At 69.4% G+C, this 22,409-nt stretch carries 18 protein-coding genes; 6 read left to right on the top strand and 12 right to left on the bottom strand.

What is annotated here, in order from left to right; translation table 11 throughout:
• Positions 1–16 precede the first annotated feature (16 nt).
• Positions 17–1,324: an esterase-like activity of phytase family protein gene (locus ACS5PM_RS25970; RefSeq protein WP_439390727.1), complete on the bottom strand. Its 1,308-nt coding sequence runs from the start codon at positions 1,322–1,324 to the stop codon at positions 17–19.
• A 106-nt stretch (positions 1,325–1,430) separates the two neighbouring features.
• Here ACS5PM_RS25970 and ACS5PM_RS25965 point away from each other — a divergent pair, with 106 nt between their 5' ends.
• Complete coding sequence (locus tag ACS5PM_RS25965) at positions 1,431–2,075, top strand: DUF599 domain-containing protein (protein ID WP_439390726.1); 645 nt, start codon at positions 1,431–1,433, stop codon at positions 2,073–2,075.
• Between the two features lie 11 nt (positions 2,076–2,086).
• Here ACS5PM_RS25965 and ACS5PM_RS25960 read toward each other — a convergent pair whose 3' ends face one another.
• A complete protein-coding gene (locus ACS5PM_RS25960) occupies positions 2,087–3,856 on the bottom strand; it encodes a DUF6055 domain-containing protein (RefSeq protein ID WP_439390725.1) in 1,770 nt (589 codons plus the stop codon).
• Positions 3,857–3,932: 76 nt separating this feature from the next.
• Positions 3,933–4,832 carry a LysR family transcriptional regulator gene (locus ACS5PM_RS25955; protein WP_439390724.1) on the bottom strand — a complete coding sequence of 300 codons (900 nt, stop codon included), beginning with the start codon at positions 4,830–4,832 and terminating at the stop codon, positions 3,933–3,935.
• Between the two features lie 119 nt (positions 4,833–4,951).
• Here ACS5PM_RS25955 and ACS5PM_RS25950 point away from each other — a divergent pair, with 119 nt between their 5' ends.
• Both ACS5PM_RS25950 and ACS5PM_RS25945 read left to right on the top strand, forming a co-directional pair.
• A complete protein-coding gene (locus ACS5PM_RS25950; RefSeq protein ID WP_439390723.1) occupies positions 4,952–5,293 on the top strand; it encodes a protocatechuate 4,5-dioxygenase subunit alpha in 342 nt (113 codons plus the stop codon).
• A 17-nt stretch (positions 5,294–5,310) separates the two neighbouring features.
• Positions 5,311–6,153, top strand: coding sequence for a class III extradiol dioxygenase family protein (locus tag ACS5PM_RS25945; protein ID WP_439390722.1), 843 nt, complete (start codon positions 5,311–5,313; stop codon positions 6,151–6,153).
• 13 nt (positions 6,154–6,166) lie between these two features.
• On the opposite strand, the gene ACS5PM_RS25940 is transcribed toward ACS5PM_RS25945, so the two are convergent.
• The 6 genes from ACS5PM_RS25940 to petA all read right to left on the bottom strand — a co-directional run bounded on the left by ACS5PM_RS25940 (position 6,167) and on the right by petA (position 16,246).
• Complete coding sequence (locus ACS5PM_RS25940) at positions 6,167–10,243, bottom strand: hypothetical protein (RefSeq protein ID WP_439390721.1); 4,077 nt, start codon at positions 10,241–10,243, stop codon at positions 6,167–6,169.
• Positions 10,244–10,409: 166 nt separating this feature from the next.
• A complete protein-coding gene (locus tag ACS5PM_RS25935) occupies positions 10,410–10,925 on the bottom strand; it encodes a DUF1697 domain-containing protein (RefSeq protein ID WP_439390720.1) in 516 nt (171 codons plus the stop codon).
• 108 nt (positions 10,926–11,033) lie between these two features.
• Positions 11,034–12,596 carry a S8 family serine peptidase gene (locus ACS5PM_RS25930; protein WP_439390719.1) on the bottom strand — a complete coding sequence of 521 codons (1,563 nt, stop codon included), beginning with the start codon at positions 12,594–12,596 and terminating at the stop codon, positions 11,034–11,036.
• A 165-nt stretch (positions 12,597–12,761) separates the two neighbouring features.
• Complete coding sequence (locus ACS5PM_RS25925; protein WP_439390718.1) at positions 12,762–13,811, bottom strand: GSU2403 family nucleotidyltransferase fold protein; 1,050 nt, start codon at positions 13,809–13,811, stop codon at positions 12,762–12,764.
• Between the two features lie 91 nt (positions 13,812–13,902).
• On the bottom strand, positions 13,903–15,471 hold the full coding sequence (locus tag ACS5PM_RS25920; protein ID WP_439390717.1) for a S8 family serine peptidase: 1,569 nt from the start codon (positions 15,469–15,471) through the stop codon (positions 13,903–13,905).
• A gap of 202 nt (positions 15,472–15,673) precedes the next feature.
• Complete coding sequence (petA, locus tag ACS5PM_RS25915) at positions 15,674–16,246, bottom strand: ubiquinol-cytochrome c reductase iron-sulfur subunit (protein WP_439390716.1); 573 nt, start codon at positions 16,244–16,246, stop codon at positions 15,674–15,676.
• A 134-nt stretch (positions 16,247–16,380) separates the two neighbouring features.
• On the opposite strand from petA, the gene ACS5PM_RS25910 reads away from it, so the two are divergent.
• Positions 16,381–16,692 (top strand): hypothetical protein, encoded by a 312-nt coding sequence (locus ACS5PM_RS25910; protein WP_439390715.1) that lies wholly within the window; start codon positions 16,381–16,383, stop codon positions 16,690–16,692.
• A gap of 2 nt (positions 16,693–16,694) precedes the next feature.
• Here ACS5PM_RS25910 and ACS5PM_RS25905 read toward each other — a convergent pair whose 3' ends face one another.
• From ACS5PM_RS25905 to ACS5PM_RS25895, 3 genes are read right to left on the bottom strand one after another with little or no spacing between them, the layout of a single operon-like run.
• A complete protein-coding gene (locus tag ACS5PM_RS25905) occupies positions 16,695–17,501 on the bottom strand; it encodes an alpha/beta fold hydrolase (protein WP_439390714.1) in 807 nt (268 codons plus the stop codon).
• Complete coding sequence (locus tag ACS5PM_RS25900) at positions 17,498–19,084, bottom strand: benzoate-CoA ligase family protein (RefSeq protein ID WP_439390713.1); 1,587 nt, start codon at positions 19,082–19,084, stop codon at positions 17,498–17,500. The genes ACS5PM_RS25905 and ACS5PM_RS25900 overlap by 4 nt, the downstream gene beginning before the upstream one ends.
• 36 nt (positions 19,085–19,120) lie before the next feature.
• Entirely contained in the window at positions 19,121–19,585 is a 465-nt protein-coding gene (locus ACS5PM_RS25895; protein WP_439390712.1) for a DUF4863 family protein, read from the bottom strand.
• 88 nt (positions 19,586–19,673) lie between these two features.
• On the opposite strand from ACS5PM_RS25895, the gene ACS5PM_RS25890 reads away from it, so the two are divergent.
• Both ACS5PM_RS25890 and boxC read left to right on the top strand, forming a co-directional pair.
• Positions 19,674–20,645 (top strand): helix-turn-helix transcriptional regulator, encoded by a 972-nt coding sequence (locus tag ACS5PM_RS25890; RefSeq protein ID WP_439390711.1) that lies wholly within the window; start codon positions 19,674–19,676, stop codon positions 20,643–20,645.
• Between the two features lie 94 nt (positions 20,646–20,739).
• Complete coding sequence (boxC, locus tag ACS5PM_RS25885; protein WP_439390710.1) at positions 20,740–22,401, top strand: 2,3-epoxybenzoyl-CoA dihydrolase; 1,662 nt, start codon at positions 20,740–20,742, stop codon at positions 22,399–22,401.
• Positions 22,402–22,409: the final 8 nt, after the last annotated feature.

Genomic DNA, 22,409 nt, shown 5'->3' with positions numbered 1-22,409 from the left:
CCGCCGCCGGTCCGCTTCAGCGCTGGCGCCGCGGCGCAAGGTCGCCGACCGGCAACTCGGCGTCCAGCACGATGCGCAGGAACTCGGTCGGGTCGGGGATGCCCGCGTCGCGGCTGCTGCCCGGGTAGTTGTTGTCGTTGATCACCAGCAGCGTCTTCGCATCCAGCACCAGCACGTCCTCGATCGTCACGAAGGGGAAGGTGAAGACGGACTGGCCGTCCTGGTTCAGGTCGTGCGGGTCGGCCACGTTCATCAGGTCGACCAACTCGGTCTTTCCGACGAAGCCCTCGCCGTCCACCACGTCGAGGTCGATCAGGAAGATCTTCTTGAAGCGCGGCGTCTCGGTGCCGTTGCGCTCGATGACGAGGAACTGGTGGTCGTTGACCGCCGTCATGTCGCCGATGTTGGTGCCCTGCGGATCCAGCTTGTAGAGCCACTGCTCGCCGGTGTAGGCCGCCGACCGGATGTCGAAGGCGTTGATGCGCAGGCTGCGCGCCGGGTCGCCCGCCACGGTGCCTTCGAGCAGGGTGAACAGCGTCCGGCCGGCTGCGTCGATGGCCATGCCTTCGAAGCCGCGCGAGCTGCCGATGTTGGCCACGCCGCCATCGAGGTACGGGTTGTCGGGGGACATCACGCCGGGCATGGGGATCTCGCGTTGCAGCACCTTGCCTTGCGCATTGGCCTGGAGGAGGAACGGCCCGAACTCGTCGCCGAACCACAGCCGCCCCTGGCGGTCCCTGCGCACCGATTCGATGTCGAAGTCGCTGCCGGTCAGCAGGCGCTTGCGGCGGATGGCCTTGTCGACCGGAATGTCCGGGCTGCCCGGCCCGGTGCCGGCATAGGGATAGAACTTGCGCTCGGCCACCGTCGTGAAGCCGATCCGGTGGTTGGGGTCGTGCAGGGTGATGAAGCTGCGCTCGTCGAAGGTCGGCAGTGCCACGCCGCTGTCGCGATCGACCGGGACCACGGCCGCGCTGCCGGTGAGCGCGTTGCCATCCCACAGGCGGAAGTCGGGCCGCAGCGTGTACAGGCGCAGCAACGCATCCGGCGAGTTGGCCTTGGTGCCGAAGCCGTTGTCCGGCATGACCATGAAAGTGCCGGCGACGGGGCCGGGCAGCACGGCCGAGAAGCCCTGCACGGGCTGCTGGCCGACCAGTGGCAGGTCGCGGCCGTTGGCATCGCTCACGAACTGGCCCGAGGTCGGGCCGGGGGCGAAGGTGTCGGCCGGCATGACGGCCCAGCCGGCCAGCGTGCCGGCGGCGTGGGCGGTGATGGCGAAGCTGCAGGCCATGGTGGCGGCCAGGGCGATACGGGCAAGGTTCATCGTCATCCTCCAGGGTGGAAGGGCGATGCTGGCCGGCCACGATGACAGGAGCGTGAGACCTCGATGAAGCCCGGGTGACCGCGGCAGGCCCCTATCATGACCCGTCATGAATGCCCTGATCCCCTGGCTGAGCTTCGGCCTCAGCGTGCTGCTGCTGCTGGCCTATGAATGGCATGTCCACCACACCGGCAAGCACGCTCCCGAGAAGCTTGCCCGCTATGCCAACGCTCGGCTGCGGATGCACTGGGTGGTGTCGCTGGCCGACCGGCCCGGTTTCGAGATCGTGGCGGTGCAGGCCTTGCGCAACTCGCTCATGGCCGCGTCGATCTCGGCCTCCACGGCGGCGCTGGCCGTGATGGGCGCGCTCACCATGACGGGTGCCTCGCTGGCGGCCAACCTGGCGCGCTGGTCAGGCGAAAACACACTGCACACCACGCTGCAAGCCATCCTGGTGGGCCTGCTGTTCGCCTCGTACGTCTGCTCGGCCCTGTCGACCCGGCACTACAGCCACGCGAGCTTCATCATGTCCATGCCGCAGGACAGCCCCGAGCGCCGCCAACTCAACTCCAGTGCACAGACTCACGTGCGCCGGGCCGGCCTGATGTACAGCTGGGGCCTGCGGCTGTTCCTGATGGTGCTGCCGGTCGTGGCGGGCATCGTTCATCCGATGGCCATGCTGCCCGCCACCGCCCTGCTGATCATCGGGCTGATCCAGTTCGACCAGCCCGCGCACGACGTCGAGGTGGATTGATCCGGCGCGATTCAGCGGCACGCAGCGCCGTTCGCGACGTGCCCGTTGGTGTTGTAGTTGAGATCCCAGCCGTTGGCGTTCGCGGCGTCGCACGCGGCGGCCGCTCCCGTCAACGGGACGGCGTTGGCCAGCTGGACGCTATACGGGAAAGTCGTCCCGGTGGTCGCGCCGGCGGCTTGCCAGCCCAGCGTCTCGTAGGTGTAGGGCGTGGCGGTCACCGCGAGGTAGAGCGATTCGCCGGCCGCGTACTCGATGGCGGTTGCCGCGCTGCCGGTGCCTTCCACCGGCGTCAACTTGGCGTAGCGAACGGCGCCATCGGCACCCACGGCGACGAGCGTGAAACGCCATGCGGCCTGGTTCGCTCGGGTGCCTCCCGTCAGCGTCGCGGTCACCTTGCCGGGTTGCGCCGTCAGGGGCACGAGGTGGGTGCCGAACTCCAGCAGGGGCCGTTCGGCGGATGAGTCGTAGGTGCCCGCCACCGTCGTGGTGGCCAGCGGCACGAAGCGCTTGGTGTAGTGCAGGGCGCCATCTCGGCCGCGCAGCAGGTCGGACAGCGATTGCCGCGCCTGGAAGTCCATCGCGACCAACTGGGCGCCGTACCAGCCCATGTCGTCGGCGAAGGATTTCCAGCCTTGCGGGTAGACGCCCGCGGCCTGCGCCAGCCGCACGAAGGCCGGAACGAAGTCTTCGGCCGTCGCGCCGGTGGCCGTGCGCAGGTTGTTCAGCCAGGTCGACCACAGCAGGTCGCGCGTCGCGTCGCGTTCGTGCAGGGACAGCATGAAGGGATAGGCGCCGTAGCGGGCGTGCGAGAAAAGAGGCCCGCTCTCCAGGTTGTCGACATAGTCCTGCAGCAGGTCGTCCCAGCCCGCCAGCGAGAAGGCGTTCCACTGGGCACCGGTCTCCCAGATCGGGCCGGCGTCGGGCTTGTCGCGGAAGCCGCCCGAGTAGAACTGCAGCACGTGACCGTACTCGTGCATGACCACGTGGCCCTGCACCATGGCCGTTGCGCTGACCCACATCGCGTCGGCGGCGCTGGCCCAGCAGTCCGTCAGGTCGCCGCCGTCGACGAAGGGCAGCCCGGTGCCGCAGAGGTAGACGTTGATCTTCTTGCGATCGGTGGCCGCGGCGTAGGGCATGGGCGCCTGCAGCAGGTCGCGGTTCATGAGCCACTGCGCCTCCATGAACTCACCGGCCTGCGCGAGGAAGGCATCCCAGCCGCCGTGGGAGGCGACGTACTGGTTGCTGACGCCCGAGGCGGTCACGCCGCGCCAGAAGGCGAAGTGCTGCGTGTCGTAGAGCTTCAGGCTGCCGGCATCGATCGCTGCCTGCGTGGCGCGGCCGTCCTCGAAGAGCACCGCATAGCTGGCCGGGTCGGCCGCCGAGGCATGCGCCGCCATGGCGGTCTCGATGACCGTGACATCGGCATCGGACAACGACGCGACGGTGTACTGCCGCCGGCAGCCATCCGCCAATTCGAAGACCGCCTGGCGCTCGGTGTTCTGCAGGTCGACGCCGAAGGCCACCACCAGGCGTGCCTCGAAGGCCGCACCGAAGGCGCCGCCGGTCTTTCCTTCGGCGGCCGTCGCCACGCGCGGCGTCCACGTCCGCAGCGATTGCACGCCCCAGGGATGGTTCGAAGAAGTGCTGCGGCAACCGCTGGTGGTCACGTCCGGGGCGGTGGGGACCGAGGATGAGCCTGACGACCCACCGCCGCAACCCGCCACGACAGCAAACACCACCGCGGCCATTGCCGCGAACCACATCGAACGTCGTTTGAACATGAATGACCTTGACCACGTGCCGCGGCGAAGGCAGGACTGTGAAGCGACCGGATTGAACGACTGTCTCGTGGGCCAATCAGGCCAGCTCGGCGGCGACCGCTTCGAGCACCTGCCGCAGCCAGCGATGGGCCGGATCGCCCTGGTGGCGGCGGTGCCAGACCAGGTACATCGGCATCGGCGGCGTGGCCACCGGCACGGGCGCCACGGCCAGGCCACGCAGCACGCCCCGGCCCAGCAGCGTGGGCAGGGTCGCGAGCCACGGCCCGCCCTGCAGCAGCGCGGCGATGCCCGCGAAGCCAGGCACGCTGGCCACGATGTGCCGCTGCACGCCTTGTTCAGCCAGCCACCGGTCGATCTCCAGCACACGGCGCGGCTCGTACAGCACGGTCACGTGGTCGGCGGCGAGGTAGTCCGACTCGGTGGCCGGCGCGCGGCGGCAGGCGGGGTCGAAGAAGACGCCGTAGCGGTCGTCGAACAGGCGCTTGTGCACGATGTCGCTGCCGTCCGGTGGTCGCGGCGTCAGGATCACCTGGCAGGCGTCTTCGCGCAGCAGCGCCGGCTCGGGTGCACCGGAGGGGATGACACGCAGCGTGACGCCTGGCGCCTGCGCCCGCACGCGTCGCAGCCATGCGGGCAGCAGCAGGTCGCGCTGCAGGTCGTTGGCGGCGATGGTGATGCAGCGCTGCAGTCGTTCGGGGTCGAAGCCGGCCGCGGTGGGAAAGGCGCGCAACTCCTCGACCAGGCGGCGTGCACGCTCGGCCAGTGGCCCGGCCTGTTCGGTGGCGGCGATGCCGCGGCCGCTCTTGACGAACAGCGGATCGCCCACCAGGGCGCGCAGCCTGTCCAGCCCATGGCTGACGGCCGACTGCGTCACCCCCAGGCGCTCGGCGGCGCGGGTGATCGAGCCCTCTTCGTGCACGGCCACCAGCAGCTGCAGCAGGTGGCCATCCAGGTCCAACCCATCGATGGCATTCATGCGTCGAATGAGTATGGATGGCTTTATCCACCGCGGGGGCATCGCGACACTGTCAAGGACCGGCCAGCGCCATCTGCCTTGACGCAGCGCAAAGCCACCGACCCCCGAGGAGACGCCCCATGTGCACCCCCGACATTCCCGGCACCACCCTGTTCGACGGCGTGCAGGCCCGCAAGGGCTATGCGCTGAACAAGATGTGCTACTCGTTCAACAGCGCCGAGAACCGGACGCAGTTCCAGCGCGACGAGGCCGCCTACTGCGCCCGCTACGGCCTGAACGAGGAGCAGGTGCGCGCCATCGGCAAACGCGACGTGCTCGGCCTCATCGCCGCCGGCGGCAACGTCTACTACCTCGCCAAGTTCGCCGGCATCCTCGGCCTGGACGTGCAGGACCTGGGCGCCCTGCAGACCGGCATGACCAAGGACGAATTCAAGGCGCGCCTGCAGGCCCACGCCGGTTGAACCAGGAGACCCACACCATGGCCACACTCGTCGGTGCCGTCACCACCTCCCACGTCCCCGCCATCGGCCGCGCGATCGCGAAGAACCAGCAGGCGGACCCCTACTGGAAGCCCTTCTTCGACGGCTACGCGCCAGTGCACCGCTGGCTCGAAGCCGAGGCGAAGCCCGACGTCGTCGTCGTCATCTACAACGACCACGGCCTGAACTTCTTCCTCGACAAGATGCCGACCTTCGCCGTCGGCGCCGCGGCCGAGTACCGCAATGCCGACGAGGGCTGGGGCATCCCCCAGGTGCCCGCCTTCACAGGCGAGCAGGACCTGTCCTGGCACCTCATCGATTCGCTGGTCGCCGAGGACTTCGACCTCACCACCTGCCAGGAGATGGTGGTGGACCATGCCTTCACCTTGCCAATGGCGCTGCTGTGGCCGACGCAGGTTTGGCCGGTGAAGGTGGTGCCGGTGTGCATCAACACCGTCCAGTTCCCGTTGCCCAGCGCGAAGCGTTGCTATGCGCTCGGCGAAGCGATAGGGCGCGCCGTGCGTTCATGGAAAGCGGACCAGCGCGTGATGGTGCTGGGCACCGGCGGCCTCTCGCACCAGCTCGATGGCCAGCGCGCCGGCTTCATCAACAAGGACTTCGACCTGCAATTCATGGAGAGCCTGCTGCACGACCCGCGCTGGGCCACGCAGTACAGCATCCACGAACTGGTCGAGAAGGCCGGCACGCAGGGCGTGGAGCTGCTCATGTGGCTGGCGGCACGCGGCGCGCTCGGCGAGAGCGTGCGGCGCGTGCACCAGAACTACCACATCCCCATCTCGAACACCGCGTCCGGCCTGATGGTGATGGCGCCGGCCTGCTGAGTCCCGCCCGGCTTCAGCGAGAGCCGGGCGACCATTCCGAAGAAGAGCTGGACGAGGAGTCGGACGAAGGCGTCTGCGGCGGCTGCGCCGGACGAGGCCCCGGACGGGTGCGCGGCGCCTGCTGCCCCCACCTCAGCTCCTGCGGGGCGGGCTGCGAGACGCGTGGCGGGTCGTCACGACGCGGTCGCACGGCGGCCGGCGCCGTCAGCTCCTCGCCCGGGCGCTTCAGGCTGGCCGAGGGCCGGGTCGAAGACGAAGCTCCGGTGAATGCGGTGCCGCGTGCCGGCGCGCCTGTGGCCGGTGGCGGCGGCTTGGCACCCAGGTCGGCGCGTGGCGGTCGCGACGGCATCGTGCGGGCGCGGCTCGCGCCCCACGCGGTCGTCGACGAAGGTCCACCTGCTCCAGCGGCCGCGGGAGGCGGTTCGCGATCAGCGGGTGCCACCGGGCTGCTCTGGCGCACCGGCGATTCCGGGCGCCGGACCGGGCTGCCCGACGGGGACGGCAACGGCGAGTCGAAGCCCATGGCCTGATCGGGCGATACGGGGATGTCCAGCATCGCCCACGGCGGCGTCCCCGGGTCCGGCAGCCCACCGCTGAACGGCGTGCCCGGAGGGGAAAGTCCATCCCTCGGCGGGACCGGCAAGGGCTCGCCTCGCGGGCTGCCGCCGGCGCGCATGTCGCCAGGCTGCGGGACGTTCGCCATCGAGACCTCCCGCGGCCTGGGCGGCGACGTGTTCAGCTGCGCCAGGATGGCGTCCATTTCATCGACCGGCATCTGCATATCCCAGAGCTCCGGCGACGGTACGGCCGCCGGCGTCCGGACCACCGCCGGCTGCGCAGGAGAAGGCGGCCTGGCCGACGTGCCGGCGCCGAGGCGCGGCATCGCGGCAGCGGCCCGCCGTGGCTCGGCCGGCACCGAGATGCCCAGGGCCCGCTGTTGATGTGCGGGCAAGGTGGCGAGCCGTTCGCGCAAAGGCGCGCCCGCGTCGAAAAGATGGGCTATCGCCCGGCGAGAGACCTTGGCCGCGATGGCTGCGCTGTGCAATCGATCATCCGGCGCGCCCGGGTTCTGCCTCATGACCTGTCCCAGCAGCGCGAGGTCGGATCGCGTCAAGGCCCGCTGCAGCGCGGCGAAGGGTTGCACGTTCGCGGGATCACGGGACTCCAGCAGGCGTTCGGCCGCCTTGGTCAGCAGCAGGTGGCCCTCTTCGCTGAAGGAGTTGCCCAGCGTGCCACCGGAGGCACCGATGGCCCTGGCCGCCTGCCCAAGGCTCGCACCGCCCGCCAGCAGCGCCTGGGCCTTTGCGTACCTCTGCGCTTGCTCGCTCTCGGCGCGCAGGATCTCGGCCACCGCGGCCTGCATCTCCTGCGACAGCCCGGTCCGGGCCGCACCGCTGGGGGCGTCCGCGGGCGTCCCGGACGGAGCCGTGGCAGCCGGGGAAAGCGGCCGGGGCACGGACGCCATGGGCGAGGCCGTCACCTGCGCCGCCGACTGCGACGAACCCGCGTCGTCGAGATTCGCCAGGAACGCATCGAGCTCGGCGCCCGAGATCTGCGGAATGTCCCACTCCCCGGAAGCTGAGCGTTGGCTGATGGGCGAAGACGCCGCGGCCGCCTCGGGCTGCGCGAGCGGGTCGGCCTCAGGTGCGGAGGCCAGGCGTTCGCGTTGCTCGAGCGGCAGCGTGGCGAGCCGATCCTGCAGCGGCTGGCCCGCATCGAACAAGTGGGCCAGGGCCGCCTGCGACATGCCGGCCTCGACGCCGGCCCTGCGCAGTTGCTCGTCGGAAGCGCCCCGGTGGGCCCCCAGCACCCTGGCCAACAGCCGCAGGTCCGTGCTGATCAGGGCTCGCGGCATGGTCGTGAAGGCCTGGCCATCCGCCGGATCGCGCAGCCGCCGATCGGCCTCGCGTGTCAACAGCAGATGGCCCTGCGCATCGAAATACCTCCGCAGGTTTTGAACGCTGCCGCCGATCGCCTTCGCCGAACTGCCGATGTCATGGCCCTCGAGCAAGAGCGCCCTGGCATCGAGCAGTCTCTGCGCCACGTGAGTCGGCCGGTTGTTCAAGCGTGCCATCAGGTCCTCGCGCTGGCGCTCGGGCAGGGTGGCCAATCGGTCGCGCAACGGCGCGCCGGCATCGAACAGGTGGGCGACCGCCTGCGGCGACAGCTGCGACAGCACCGCTTGACGGAGTTGCTGATGGGAGGCGCCCGGGTTCTGCCTCAGCACCTCGCCGAGCAGGCTGAAATCGGCCGGTGCCAAGGCCCGTGGCAACGCCGTGAACGGCGCCGCGTGGGCAGGATCCCGGGGGTGCAAAAGGACGTCTGCTTCAGGTGTCAGCAGCAGCCGACCCTGCGGGCTGAAGGTCCGTGCCAACGGGCGGCGCCCAAGGGTGAAGTCAGGCCCCACCACGTTCATGCCGGCGCCGCTCGCCAACTGTCTCTGCGCGTCGGCGAACAACTCGGCGCGAGCACCCTCGTCGAGGACGGCAGTGCGGGCGAGGAACGTCCGGCGTGCCTGGGACGCTGAAGCTGATGCTGATGCTGACGCTGACGCTGACGCTGATGCCGATGCCGATGCCGATGGCGCCGCCGCAGCGGCCGATGCCGAGGCAGGGGCTGTTGCCGATGCTGCCGTCGACGCCTCCGTGGCCGGCTGCTGGCCGTCATCGTCGAAAAGAAACCCCTCGAGGTAGTCGCGGTGCGCTTGCGACAATCCCGCCGCTGGCGCCTCCGGCGAGGCCGCCGGCGACTCCTGCACGGGGGACGGGACCCGCATCGCCGCTTCCAGCGTTGCGCGCTGCTGCTCGGGCAATGCAGCCAAGCGTTCGAGGGCCGGCACGCCGGCATCGAAGAGATAGGCCACCGCCTGCGGCGTCACGCCGACGTTCTCCGCGGCCAGGCGCAGGGTCTCGTGGTCGACATTCGGAAGGATCCGCAGGGCGTGGGCGAGCCGCGCCACGTCGGTCTCCTCGAGCGAGCGCGGCATCGCCGCGAAGCGCCTGGCGGTCGCTTCGTCGGACGACTGGGCCAGGCGATCGCCGGCCGCATTCAACAGCACGCGGCCATCCGCGGCGAAGGCGCTCGCCAGGAGTTCGCCGGGCAGGCCGCTTTCCTCGGCCACGCGTTCGATGCCATGCCCGGAGGCCAGCAGCATGTGCGCGTGCGCCACCTGCACGAAGCGGCGGCTTTCGTCCAGGTGGCGCTGGTGCATGGGATCGAGGGGCGGCATCTGCGGCGGCGTCGACGTGGACGTCCGCGTCGGAGTCTGCGTCAGGGTCCTCGTCCGGGTCGTCGTCGATGTCGTCTGCGTCCGCACCCGCCGCCGCGTCGGCGCATTCGGGCTGGCCGGACCGTCCGGCGGAGCCAGCGGCCCTGGCGGCGTCGGGGGCCTCGTATGGACGGCGGAAAGCGCCGCGTGCTGGCCTTCGGGCAGCGTGGCGAGGCGATCGCGCAGCGACGCGTGCGGGACGAAGAGATAGGTGAGGACCGGGCGCGGAACGCCGGCCGCGCGGGCGAGCTGGCGCAGCCGCCCATCGGTGACACCGGGGTTGTCCGTCAGCACCTGCGCCAGGCGATCCAGGTCCTCCGGCCTCAGGGCGCGCGGCATCTCGGCAAAGCGCTGCGCACGGGTCTCATCGCACTTCTGCAGCGTGCGCTCGGCCGCCTGGCACACGAACAGGCGGCCGTGGGCGTCGAAATGATTGGCCAGCACTTCGCGGTCCAGCCCGGTCTCCTTGCGCGCATCGGCAGGTTCGGCGCCGCCAGCCAACAGCACCTGGGTCGCCGCCAATTGGTCGAGTCGGCGGAAATCGGCCTGCTGCAGTCGATGGAAGTCCGTCTGCGCCTGCGACAGCAGCTGCGTGGGCGCCGACGGGCCGGCCGGCTGATGGCGGTGGGCCTGCGCCAGCGGAACTGCCGCGCGCGGGGCCCGCTGCGCCCCAGGCGATGCCTGCCGCTGAGGAGGCGGCGCATCATGCGGTCGCGCCAGGGCCGCGTCTTCCCCGCGGACGGCTTCGCGAGTGGGCGAAGCGGACGGCTCCGCCGAGGACGACCGCCGGGACGAGGGTCCACTGGCCGGATTGATGTTCATCGCGTCTCCTGTCGGCGGTGTTTGCCGCCAATGTGCCGCGATGGCTCCATCGCTCAGGCACCGCCGCGAAGGCAGCGAGCGCGATACGAAGCGCACCACCCTCTCGCCCGGGCGCGCTGCCGGCCATCAGGCCGGCTCGTCCGCCTAGGCTGGCCGCCTGGCCTGCCTAGGCGCTGGTGCATTTACGCACCGTCTCGAGGGTCCGCGTCGTGACGTCGGACCCGCAGGCGCGCTCGATCAGCGCCATGAACATCGGCCCCCTGTCGTCGGGCAGGTAGGCGCCGAACACCTCCGAGCCGGTCGAGGCCAGAAGCCGCGCGTTGTCGCGCTCGATAGGCAGTGGCAAGTGGGTTTCGAGCGGGCGTCGCAGGAAGACGATGATCCGCTTCAGCTCGGGCGGCAGGTTGAAGGGCGCGTAGGGATCCGACTCGATCGACTGCCTCAGGTAACTCGCCGGCCGCACGATGGTGCCGAAGTGGCGGCCGAGTTCGGCCTTCATCGCCTCCTCGGCGCGCTTCTCCAGCACGTCCACCGTTTGACCACGCGTGCTGAAGACGACGTTGCCGCTGGACAGCAGCGTCCTCACGTCCTGGAAGCCCGCCGCCTCGAAGGCGCGCTTGAGCTCCGGCATCTTGGCGTTCATCGGGCTGACGCCCCGCAGGAAGGCAACGTATCGGTGCATGGACTGGCGGCTCCGGTGGTCGTGCAAGAAGGTCCCCAGTGTGGCAGGACCGGCCGCGAAAACGGGGCCCGAAGGCCCCGCGGATCCAATGCGTTTGACGCGCTTCGATCAGTTGCCGCAGCCGAGCGCGCCGATGCGATCGTAGGCGGCCTTGGCCTGCACCAGGCCGAAGCCGAACCTGACGTCGCGCCCGGCCGTGCCCAGGTCCTTGGCGGACTTGTTCAGCGACTGGCGGATCTGCTCGCCGGTGCACGACGGGAAGTAGCTCCACACCAGCGCGGCGACGGCCGAGACGTGCGGCGTGGCCATGGAAGTGCCGTCGTAGTAGGCGTAGTTCGTCGGCGTGATGCTGATGCTGGCGGTCTGGCCCAGCTGGCCCTTCATCGCGGCGCCTTCGGTGTCGGACGCGGTCACCGACGGGATGGTGGTGGCGACGCCGCCCAGCGTGCCGGCGAAACCGCCGGCCACGTTGTTGTAGATCACCGCGCCGACGCCGCCGGAGTTCTGGCAGTTCAGCACCTTGTCCGAGAAGGCGATGTCGCCGCGCTGGATCAGGCAGACCTTGCCCGAGACCGAGGTGTCGACCTTGTCGCCCAGGCCGAAGTCGGCCAGCGGCGCGCTGGCGTTCGTCTTGGGCGAGCCGTCCATGCCCCCCGGGGCGTACTCGGTGGAGCCCACCGTGAGGGACGAATCGGAGCCGGCCCCCATGGGCACGGTCGACAGCACGGCCACGCCGGGCGCGGCGATCTCGACGTCCGCATTGCGCTGCGAGAAGGCCGCCCAGGCCATGTTCTCGTCCAGCGCCGCCACCGACATCACCGGCACATAGCCGGCGGGGTAGGAGGTCTGCGTGTTGGCCCCGTTGCCCGCCGCGGCGATCGAGAGGATGCCGGCCGTCTGCAGCTGGGTGAAGGTGTTCTTCTCGGTCGCATTGGGCAGCGGGCCGCCGAGCGACATGCTGATCACGTTGGCGCCGGCGGCCTGGCACTTCTTGGCCGCGGCCGCCAAGGTGGACGAATAGGCCCAGGCGCCGTCGTCGCCGAACACCTTGATGATGTGCAGGTTGATCAGCTTGTTCGGCATCACGCCCACGACGCCAACGCCGCGCTTGTTGACCGCGGCGATGGTGCCGGCCACGTGGGTGCCGTGGTGGGTGCCATCGACATCCCACTTGCCTGCGCCGCCGATGTCGTCCTCGCCGGTCACGTGCACGTGGGGCAGGTCCTCGTGGGTGTTGTCGTAGCCCGAATCGATGATGCAGATCTTGCGGTTGCCGGCGTTGGCATCCAGGTCGGGCAGCTGGTCGGCCTGGACCATCTTGATGCCGTAGGGCACGAGCTGGCCCTTGCGGTAAGGCGGGCCGGAAGGCTCGGTCAACGACATCGGATAGCGCTTGGCATCCTCTTCGACCAGCGCGATGGCGCTGTGCTTCTCGAGCGCGGCGATGGCCGCCCTGGGCAGCACCACGGCGACGTTCTCGCCGTCGATCTCCAGCTTGATCTGGCCGCCGGCCTGGGCAATGGCGGCACGGGCCAGGCGCGCGGCTTCGCCGCCGGCCTTGAAGGACACGATCACGCGGGTCGTCTCGGCCGCGTGTGCCGCTCCGGCCACGCCCATGGCCAGGGCCAGTGCGGCCGCCAGGCGTGAAACGGGGAAGCTTGTCTTGGTCATCGTCAATCGCTCCAGAACATCAAAGGTCCAAGGGCCGGCTCTCGTGAAGCCGGAAAAAGGAGCGCTGAGTGTCCGTTCAGTCGAGCGAAACACCGGCCGGCAAGCTTCAACGATGCTCATCGGCTGTGCGTGCCGAGCTGCCCTTCACCCGTGTCGGTCCGCCCCTCACGGCCCGGCCAACGCCTGCTCGACCTCGTCGAGCGCCTGAGGATGCGGCGCGAGCAGGCTCCGAAGTGAAGGCAGGCGCTGACGGGCTGCGTCGAACACCTCCTTGGGCACCGCTGCTGCAGTTGACGCCAGCCTCAGGTCGTCCCGCTCCACCAGCACAGCCAGCAAGGTGGCCGCCTGCCGCAAATCCTTCTCCGCCTTGGCCGAGTCATGGGCGCGACGGGTGCTCGAGTACAGCTTGTGCCAGGCCAGGCGCTCGGGCGCGGGCGCATTGACCGGCACGCAGTGGCCGCCAGCCAGCGTCGCCGTACGCCGCGGCGATACCAGCAGGTAGTCGAAATGCGGAACGGCCTGGGCGTGCCAGTCCAGCTCAGGCACCGGGACCACCTTTCCCAACGCTGCGCCCGAGGTGAGGACGTCAACGCGCAGACCTTCCTTGCCCGGTCGCTTGACCGAGGTCGGCTGCGCGGCTGCAGAGATGCCCGGTATGGCGAAGAAGCCCAACCTGGTGGCCGTCACAGCCTCCAGAAAGGAGATGGGGGCAGCCAACTTCAGCTTCTGCCGCCTGGCAAGGTCTATGTCCTGGGTACGGGCGGCGACTGCCTTCACGCCGAGCTCGTTGAGCCAGGACATGAAGGCCAGCGTTCCGACCAGCACGAGACCGGCCCTGAACAGCTCGCGGTTGTGCACCTCGACCAGGACGCGGGCTGCGTCCTTGTCTGCGACCTGCATGCCCAGGTGCCGCAGGTTGCGCACCTGCTCCTGGCTCCATTCAGCCGCCTCGATGCGTTGCCTCATCGCCTCGTACGCCTCGAGGTCGTTCTCCTTGCAGACGAAGTCCTCGACCTGCGGCGTACCTGGCGAGTCGTAGTGGCGTCTGTACCAGTACGAGCCGGAACCGGGTCGTTCGCGCAGGGCCAGGGAGCCGGGAGTTCCGGGCAGAAGGTGGCCTTCTGCCGATGCGCGCTCGACCAGTTCGGCGTAAAGGGTGCTGACCGGCCCCTCGAAAGGGACGTAGAGAGGTCGGTCTGCGGCAGCGCGGCGCATGGCGAATTGTCCCTCAACTTCTTGTTTTGAGGTACAAAAGTCAAACGGGGCCCGAAGGCCCCGCCGATGCGATCACGCGTGAGCGCGGTGATCAGTTGCCGCAGCCGACCGACACGATGCGGTCGTAGGCCGCCTTGGCCTGCACCAGGCCGAAGCCGAACTTGACGTCGCGCCCGGCCGTGCCCAGGTCCTTGGCGGACTTGTTCAGCGACTGGCGGATCTGCTCGCCCGTGCAGGACGGGAAGTAGCTCCACACCAGGGCGGCCACGGCCGAGACGTGCGGCGTGGCCATCGAGGTGCCGTCGAAGTAGGCGTAGTTGGTGGCGGTGATGTTGACCGAGGCGGTCTGGCCGAGCTGGCCCTTCATCGCGGCGCCTTCGGTGTCGGAGGCGGTCAGCGAGGGAATGGTCGTCGCCACGCCGCCCAGCGTGCCGGCAAATCCGCCGGCGGCGTTGTTGTAGACCACCGCACCGACGCCGCCCGAGTTCTGGCAGTTCAGCACCTTGTCCGAGAAGGCGATGTTGCCGCGCTGGATCAGGCAGACCTTGCCGGCCATCGCGGTGTTGACGGTGTCACCCAGGCCGAAGTCGGCCAGCGGCGCCGAGACGCTGCCGTTGGGCGAGCCATCCATGCTGCCCGGCGCGTACACCGTGCTGCCGACGGTCAGTGCCGGATTCGAGCCGGCGCCCATCGGCACGGTCGACAGCACGCTCACGCCGGGGGCGGCGATCTCCACGTCCTTGTTGCGCTGGGAGAAGCTGGCCCAGGCCTTGTTCTCGTCCAGCGCGGCGACCGACATCACCGCGGCGTAACCCGCCGGATACGAGGTCTGCGTGTTCGCACCGTTGCCCGCGGCGGCGATCGACAGGATGCCGGCGGCCTGCAGCTGGGTGAAGGTGTTCTTCTCGACCGTCTTGGGCAGCGGGCCGCCGAGCGACATGCTGATCACGTTGGCGCCGGCCGACTGGCACTTCTTCGCCGCGGCGGCCAGGGTCGAGGAGTAAGCCCAGGCACCGTCATCGCCAAAGACCTTGACGATGTGCAGCTTGATCTTGGAGCTCGGCAGCACGCCGACGACGCCGACGCCGGCCTGGTCGACGGCCGAGATGGTGCCGGCCACGTGCGTGCCGTGGTGGGTGCCATCGACCGACCACAGACCCGCGCCGCCGATGTCGTCGTTGCCGGTCACGTTCGAGCCGTGTTGCAGATCCTCGTGCGTGATGTCGTAGCCGGAGTCGATGATGCAGATCTTGCGGTTGCCGGCGTTGGCATCCAGCTGGGGCAGCTGATCGGCCTGGACCAGCTTGATGCCGTAAGGCACGAGCTGGCCGCTCTGGTACGGCGGGCCCGACGGGCTGGTCAGCGACATCGGGTAGCGCTTGGCGTCTTCCTCGATCAGCGCGACGGCGCTGTGCTTCTGCAGCGCGGCGACGGCCGCCTTCGGCAGCACGACCGCGACGTTCTCGCCATCGATCTCCAGCTTGATCTGGCCGCCGGCCTTGGCGATGGCGGCACGGGCCAGTCGGGCCGCCGTGCTGCCGGGCTTGAAGGACACGACCACGCGGGTCGTCTCGACCGCCGCGTGCGCAGCACCCGCGACACCCAACGCCAGGCCCAACGCGGCCACCAGGCGCGACACGGGGAAGCTCGTCTTATTCATCGTCAAACGCTCCAGGACGTACAAGTCCAAAACGAAACAGGGAAGTGAAGGAGACCCGCAAGGGCGAGCACCGAGTGTCAGTGCAGGCCGTGCGCTCGCCCACCACCAAAGCTTCAACGATGCTCACGAGCGCCGCCGGGCTAACCCGCAAGCCGGACGCCAGGCGTGATGCATTTCACACTGGCGCAGGCGGGACGTTCGTTCAGCCGGCGTTGCCGTCGCGGCCTATGACGATCGTGGTGGGCGCGAGGTACGTGTGCCTCGGCACCTCGATGTTCCTGTCGGTGGGCTTGTCCCTGAACACGCGACCGGCGAGATCGAAGGTGGCGAAGTGGCACTGGCACGCGAAGCCGCCGGGCCAGTTGTCGGGCCTGCCGGGATTCGGGCCGGGCTTCAGGCGGGCGACGGGGACGCATCCCGCATGAGGGCACACGGCGAGGCCCACGAAGAACTCGGGCTTGATGGAGCGATGGGCGTTGCGCGCATAGGCCGGCGTGCGCCCTTCAGGCTCCAGGGCGGACGCGGGATCGGCCAGCCTCGAGAGCAAGTCCGGTGCTTGCAGCTGCTCCAGCATCTGCGGCGAGCGCCTCAGGATCCAGACCGGCTGGCTCTTCCACTGGGTGACTCGAAGCTCTCCTTCGGCGAGGGCGGAGACGTCGATCTCCACCGCGCCTTCACGGCCTGCCTCGCCTGCGGCCAAGGGCTCGCCGCGGGCCATGGCAGGGCACGTACCGAGGCAGGCTGCCGTGATCAGGCAACGACGCGAGGGATTCATCGAAGCACTCCTGCACGGCATTGTTCTCCGAGGGACAAACAATTGAAACCTGCGGCCGCGCCGATGAAGCACGCGTGAAGCCTGGGCTGCCGACACTGCCTGCACACCAACAAGCCCAGCCCCAGGAGACCGCCATGTCGATCAAGCCCTTCCTGCCGCACTTCGCCCCGTTCTTCATCGTCGCCGCGCTGTTCGCCTCGCTCGCCGGCTCGCCGGCCCTGGCGCAGGACGCCGTGGCCGTGCAGGACTACGACCTCTTCGTCGACCCGCCCACCGCCTTCGCCTTCATCAAGCTGCCCACCGGCTGGAAGTTCGTCGGCAAGCTGGATGCGGAGCAGCTGCGCCACCTGCCGCCCGGCACGCTGACCTCGCTGCTGCCGCCGGACGAGGCCTCGACCCGCTTCGCCAGCGACTCGCCGGCCCAGGCCGCCAAGCCGAAGAGCTGAACTCAGCCGGGCGTGTTCACGAACGCCCTCACCGCCTCGATCACCCGCTCGGGCTGGTCGCGGTGCGGTGAGTGGCCGCAGTCGGGCAGCTCCAGCAACTCGGTCTGCGGCGCGCGCTGTGCGATGCCGCGGATCTGTGCCAGCGTCCCATACTCGTCGTCCAGGCCTTGCACCGCCAGCAGCGGGCAACGGATGGCGGCGAGTTCGCGCTCTATGGACCACTGCCGGAACGGCGGATGCAGCCAGATGTCGTTCCAGCCCCAGAAGGCCGAATCCGGGTCGTCGTGGTACTTCGCCAGCCGCGCCTTGAGGTCGGCCGAGACATAGGCCTCTCGCGCCTTGGCGATGTTGGCCACCGACAAGTCCTCGACCAGGATATGCGGCGCCAGCACGATCGCGCCGGCCACGCACTGCGGGAAGGCGGCCGCATGCAGCAGCGTGATGGAGCCGCCGTCGCTGTGGCCGAAGAGCCAGGGCGGCTCGCGTTCGGCATCGACGCCCAGCGCCGCCAGCAGCGCCGGCAGTACCTCCTCGGCCTGGCGGTGCATGAAGTCCAGCCCCCAGGCCTCCTCGGCCTCGCGTGGGGTGGAGCGGCCGTAGCCGGGCCGCGAGTAGACGAGCCCGCGCCAGCCGAGCGCGTCGACCATGCGGGCCGGGAAATCACGCCACATCGCGACCGAGCCCAGGCCTTCGTGCAGGAAGACCATGAGCGGCCGGTCTCGCCGTTCGCTGCCCAGCCACTGGTGCTCGATGCGCACCGGCCGCCCGCGCCAGGCGATCTCGACGAAGGCGATGTCCGAAGCCGTCATCGCGAAGACTGCTGCTCGCGCTCGCGCAGGCGGAAGCGCTGGATCTTGCCGGTCGCCGTCTTGGGCAGCTCGTTCACGAACTCGATCAGGCGCGGGTACTTGTAGGGCGCGAGCCGCTCCTTGACGAAGGCCTTGAGCTCGTCGTCGCTGGCGGCCTGGCCGGGCTTGAGCACCACGAAGGCCTTGGCGCGCGTCAGCCCCTCCTCGTCGGCCACGCCGATGACCGCGGCCTCCAGCACCGCCGGGTGCTGGACCAGGGTCGACTCGACCTCGAAGGGCGAGACGTAGATGCCGCTGACCTTGAGCATGTCGTCGCTGCGGCCCGCGTAGGTGTAGGTGCCGTCGGCGTTGCGCACGTACTTGTCGCCGCTCTTGGTCCACGCACCCTGGAAGGTCTCGCGCGATTTCTCCCGGTTGCCCCAGTACATCAGCGCGGCGCTCGGGCCCTTGATGTAGAGGTCACCGGTTTCGCCATCGGGCACCGGCTGGCCGTCGTCGCCCCGCAGCTCGATCTCGTAGCCCTCCACCGGCCAGCCGGTGGTGCCGTAGCGCACCTGGCCCGGGCGGTTGCTGAGGTAGACGTGCAGCATCTCGGTCGAGCCTATGCCGTCGACGATCTCGGCGCCGAAGTGGGCGGTGAAGCGCTCGCCGATGTCGGCCGGCAGCGCCTCGCCGGCGGAGGAGCACAGGCGCAGCGCGACGGCATTTCTCGGGGGCAGGTTCGGCGAGGCGAGCATGCCGGCGTAGCCTGTGGGCGCGCCGTAGAAGACCGTGGGCTTGATGTTGCCCACCTCGCCTCGCCAGCGCTTGAAGGTGGCATCGGGCGTGGGCCTCTCGGCCATCAGCAGCGTCGTCGCACCCACGCTCAAGGGGAAGCTCAGCGCGTTGCCCAGGCCGTAGGCGAAGAAGAGCTTGGCGGCCGAGAAGCAGACATCGCGCTCGCTGAGCCCGAGCACGGCGCGGCCGTAGAGCTCCGCCGTCCAGTACAGGTTGCCGTGGGTGTGCAAGGTGCCCTTGGGGCGGCCGGTGGAGCCGGAGGAGTAAAGCCAGAAGCCGGGATCGTCGGGCGAGGTCGTGGCCGGCTCCGTGGGGCCGGCATGGGCTTCGAGGAAGGCGTCGAAAGCCAGTTCACCGGCCTGCGGCTCCCCGGACGGCCGCGAGACGACCAGGGCCTTCAGCTCGTGGTCGCTGCCGGCCTTTTCCATCGCCGCGCGCAGCGTCGGCAGCAGCGCCTGCGAAACGAGAGCCACCTGCGCCCGGCTGTGCTGGAGCATGTATGCGTAGTCGTCGACGGTCAGCAGCGTGTTCACTGCCACCGGCACGATGCCGGCGTGCAATGCACCCAGAAAGCTCACCGGCCAGTCATTGCAGTCGTGCATGAGCAGCAGCACACGCTCCTCGCGCCGCACGCCCAGTGCCTGCAGCCCGGCGGCGAGGCGCTGGATGCGCTCGGAGAGCGCGGCATAGCTGAGGCTGCCGGCGTCGTCGACGTAAGCCAGCTTGTCGCCGCGCTTCGCATTGCGCTGGATGAGGTGCTGGGCGAAATTGAAGCGCGCGCCCGGCGCGGCGACGTCGATGCTCATGGTGATCCTCCGAGCGATCGTGGGAGATGGAAGCGATCAGCGGGTGAACTGGATCGCGCCCTGGGGAAGGAGATACAGGACGAGCGCCCGGCCGCGGCTGACGGTGGGTTGGTGCGCGCTGCCCGGGGGATACACGCACCAGCCGGCCGGGCGGCCGTCGAACCGGGCCTCGCCCTCGATCGGCATGATCAGGTCGATCTCGCCGTTCGGGTGGCTGTGGTGCGGGCCGGCGAGGTCGTTCATGTCGACGACATCGACCGAGAAGCCGTGCAGGTCCTCGGCCGGCTTGAAGATGCGGCCGTAGCGGATGCCTCCGCCCTCGCGGTCGCACAGCCAGCCTTCAGCGACGCCCGCCTGGCAGGCCGCCTTCACATCCTGATAGAGGCTGCTGCCGGGTCCGCATTCGCGGTTGAGCCAGGCGTCCAACTCAGGCCCGAGGGGCTGCCCGGCGATGCGGTGCGTGAGGCCCGCGAGGAGTTCGCGGAATTGGGTGGGCGACATGATGGCGGTCTCCTTGCGCTTCCGGCTTGCACCCGTTCGAGGGATGAACTATTGTGCGTGCCGGAACTCTAGATCCGGCACCTCGACCATGTCAAGCACTATATTGCATCCTCGCGGCAACGCACCGGACGAAGAACCGGACATCCGGCAGGCGCCGACGAACAGTGCGGACGGCCAGGGCAACGCCGACGACAAGAATCCCTTCCTGGTGGCGCTCGGCGAGCGGGTACGGGCCCTGCGCGCCCGGCGCGGCATGACGCGCAAGGCGGTCGCCCTGGCGGCCGAGGTGTCGGAGCGACACCTGGCCAACCTCGAATACGGCATCGGCAATGCCTCCATCCTGGTGCTGCTCCAGGTGGCCGGCGCCCTGCAGTGTTCGCTGGCAGAGCTCATAGGCGACGTCACCACCTCCTCGCCGGAGTGGTTGATGATCCGCGAGCTGCTGGAGGGGCGCGACGAGGCCACGCTGCACCGCGTGCGCGCGGCCATCGGCGAACTGCTGGGCACCGGGGGCAGCAACCGCGAGCGCAGCTCGCGCATCGCGCTGGTGGGGCTGCGCGGGGCCGGCAAGTCCACGCTGGGCCAGATGCTGGCCGACGACCTGGGCTTTCCCTTCGTGGAACTCAGCCGCGAGATCGAGAAGTTCGCCGGCTGCAGCATCTCCGAGATCCAGGCGCTGTATGGCATGAACGCCTACCGCCGCTATGAGCGCCGGGCGCTGGAGGAGGCGATCCAGATCTACCCCGAGGCGGTCATCGCCACGCCGGGCGGGCTCGTCTCCGACGCGGCGACCTTCAACCAGTTGCTGGCCCACTGCACGACCGTCTGGCTGCAGGCCGACCCCGAAGACCACATGCGGCGCGTCAGCGCCCAGGGAGACCTGCGGCCCATGGCCGCCAGCAAAGAGGCCATGGAAGACCTCAAGCGCATCCTCGCCGGGCGCGCAGCCTTCTATTCCAAGGCCGAACTCACACTGGACACCAGCGCCCAATCGCTGGAAGCCAGCTTCATGGCGCTGCGCTCGCTGGTGCGCGGCGCCCTGGGTCTACCGGCAGAATAATGCATTAAAGTGCTTGCATTCCTTCCAGCGAATGCACTATGATGCCTCTCATCGCGCTGCCGGCCCTGGCGGCGCCGGCCAGGAGAAACGCCCCATGAGCACCCCTACCGACCGCGTCGACTATTGCACCGAGCCGTCGCGCTACAAGCACTGGAAGCTTCACTTCGAAGGCCCGGTCGCCACCCTCGCCTGCGACATCGACGAGAACGCCGGCCTGCGCCCGGGCTACAAGCTCAAGCTCAACAGCTACGACCTGGGCGTGGACATCGAGCTGCACGACGCCGTCAACCGCATCCGCTTCGAGCACCCGGAGGTGCGCACGGTGGTCGTCACCAGCGCCAAGGACAAGGTGTTCTGCTCCGGCGCCAACATCTTCATGCTGGGCGTCTCCAGCCACGCCTGGAAGGTGAACTTCTGCAAGTTCACCAACGAGACGCGCAACGGCCTGGAAGACTCCTCCGCCCACTCGGGCCTGAAGTTCCTGGCCGCCGTCAACGGCGCCTGCGCCGGCGGCGGCTACGAGCTGGCCCTGGCCTGCGACGAGATCATCCTGGTCGACGACCGCTCCAGCGCCGTCAGCCTGCCCGAGGTGCCGCTGCTGGGCGTGCTGCCCGGCACCGGCGGCCTGACCCGCGTGACCGACAAGCGCAAGGTGCGGCACGACCTGGCCGACATCTTCTGCACCACCACCGAGGGCGTGCGCGGCCAGAAGGCCAAGGCCTGGCGCCTCGTGGACGACATCGCCAAGCCCGCCCAATTCGCCGCCAAGGTGCAGGAGCGTGCGGCCCAACTCGCCGGGCAGAGCGACCGCCCCGCCCACGCCAGCGGCGTCCAGCTCGGCCCCATCCGCCGCAGCATCGAGGCGGATGCCCTGCGCTACGGCCACGTCACGGTCGAGATCGACCGCGCCAGGCGCACCGCCACCTTCACCGTCAAGGCCCCCACCGGCCCGCAGCCCGCGAGTGCCACCGAGATCGAGGCCGCCGGCGACCACTGGTACCCCCTGGCCCTGGCCCGCGAACTGGACGACGCCATCCTGTCGATGCGCACCAACGAGCTCGACATCGGCACCTGGCTGCTCAAGACCGAGGGCGACGCCGCGGCCGTGCTGGCGATGGACACGACGCTGATCGCCCACCGCGGGCACTGGCTGGTGCGCGAGACCATCGGCTACCTGCGCCGCACCTTCAGCCGGCTGGACGTGGCCTCGCGCAGCCTGTTCGCGCTGATCGAGCCGGGATCCTGCTTCGCCGGCAGCTTCCTCGAGCTGGCCCTTGCCTGCGACCGCATCTACATGCTGGTCCTGCCCGACGAGCCCGGGCGCGCGCCGAAGATCACGGTCGAGGAGGCCAACTTCGGCCTCTACCCCATGGCCACGGGCCAGAGCCGGCTGGAGCGCCGCTTCTATGGCGAGGCCGCCGCGCTGGAGCCGATCCGCGCCCGCATGGGCGAAGCCCTCGATGGCGACGCCGCCTTCGAGCTGGGCCTGGTCACCAGCAACCCGGATGACATCGACTGGGCCGACGAGACCCGCATCGCGATCGAGGAGCGCGTCTCGATGAGCCCGGATGCCCTGACCGGCATGGAAGCCAACCTGCGCTTCAACGGCCCCGAAAACATGGTGACCCGCGTCTTCGGACGGCTCACCGCCTGGCAGAACTGGATCTTCCAGCGCCCCAACGCCGTCGGCGAGAAGGGCGCCCTCAAGGTCTACGGAAAAGGCGACAAGGCCGCCTTCGATTGGAATCGCGTGTGATGGCCCTT

The organism is Ideonella flava (genome assembly GCF_051857595.1).
Lineage (GTDB): Bacteria > Pseudomonadota > Gammaproteobacteria > Burkholderiales > Burkholderiaceae_C > Ideonella.
The sequence above is the reverse complement of the archived record's forward strand: the minus strand, read 5'-3'. Positions and strand labels throughout refer to the sequence as shown.

Bases quoted from the DNA above. Each gene is read 5' to 3' on its own strand.
- ACS5PM_RS25970 (WP_439390727.1), bottom strand. From the start codon at position 1,324: ATGAACCTTGCCCGTATCGCCCTGGCCGCCACCATGGCCTGCAGCTTC.
- ACS5PM_RS25965 (WP_439390726.1), top strand. From the start codon at position 1,431: ATGAATGCCCTGATCCCCTGGCTGAGCTTCGGCCTCAGCGTGCTGCTG.
- ACS5PM_RS25960 (WP_439390725.1), bottom strand. From the start codon at position 3,856: ATGTTCAAACGACGTTCGATGTGGTTCGCGGCAATGGCCGCGGTGGTG.
- ACS5PM_RS25955 (WP_439390724.1), bottom strand. From the start codon at position 4,832: ATGAATGCCATCGATGGGTTGGACCTGGATGGCCACCTGCTGCAGCTG.
- ACS5PM_RS25950 (WP_439390723.1), top strand. From the start codon at position 4,952: ATGTGCACCCCCGACATTCCCGGCACCACCCTGTTCGACGGCGTGCAG.
- ACS5PM_RS25945 (WP_439390722.1), top strand. From the start codon at position 5,311: ATGGCCACACTCGTCGGTGCCGTCACCACCTCCCACGTCCCCGCCATC.
- ACS5PM_RS25940 (WP_439390721.1), bottom strand. From the start codon at position 10,243: ATGAACATCAATCCGGCCAGTGGACCCTCGTCCCGGCGGTCGTCCTCG.
- ACS5PM_RS25935 (WP_439390720.1), bottom strand. From the start codon at position 10,925: ATGCACCGATACGTTGCCTTCCTGCGGGGCGTCAGCCCGATGAACGCC.
- ACS5PM_RS25930 (WP_439390719.1), bottom strand. From the start codon at position 12,596: ATGACCAAGACAAGCTTCCCCGTTTCACGCCTGGCGGCCGCACTGGCC.
- ACS5PM_RS25925 (WP_439390718.1), bottom strand. From the start codon at position 13,811: ATGCGCCGCGCTGCCGCAGACCGACCTCTCTACGTCCCTTTCGAGGGG.
- ACS5PM_RS25920 (WP_439390717.1), bottom strand. From the start codon at position 15,471: ATGAATAAGACGAGCTTCCCCGTGTCGCGCCTGGTGGCCGCGTTGGGC.
- petA (WP_439390716.1), bottom strand. From the start codon at position 16,246: ATGAATCCCTCGCGTCGTTGCCTGATCACGGCAGCCTGCCTCGGTACG.
- ACS5PM_RS25910 (WP_439390715.1), top strand. From the start codon at position 16,381: ATGTCGATCAAGCCCTTCCTGCCGCACTTCGCCCCGTTCTTCATCGTC.
- ACS5PM_RS25905 (WP_439390714.1), bottom strand. From the start codon at position 17,501: ATGACGGCTTCGGACATCGCCTTCGTCGAGATCGCCTGGCGCGGGCGG.
- ACS5PM_RS25900 (WP_439390713.1), bottom strand. From the start codon at position 19,084: ATGAGCATCGACGTCGCCGCGCCGGGCGCGCGCTTCAATTTCGCCCAG.
- ACS5PM_RS25895 (WP_439390712.1), bottom strand. From the start codon at position 19,585: ATGTCGCCCACCCAATTCCGCGAACTCCTCGCGGGCCTCACGCACCGC.
- ACS5PM_RS25890 (WP_439390711.1), top strand. From the start codon at position 19,674: ATGTCAAGCACTATATTGCATCCTCGCGGCAACGCACCGGACGAAGAA.
- boxC (WP_439390710.1), top strand. From the start codon at position 20,740: ATGAGCACCCCTACCGACCGCGTCGACTATTGCACCGAGCCGTCGCGC.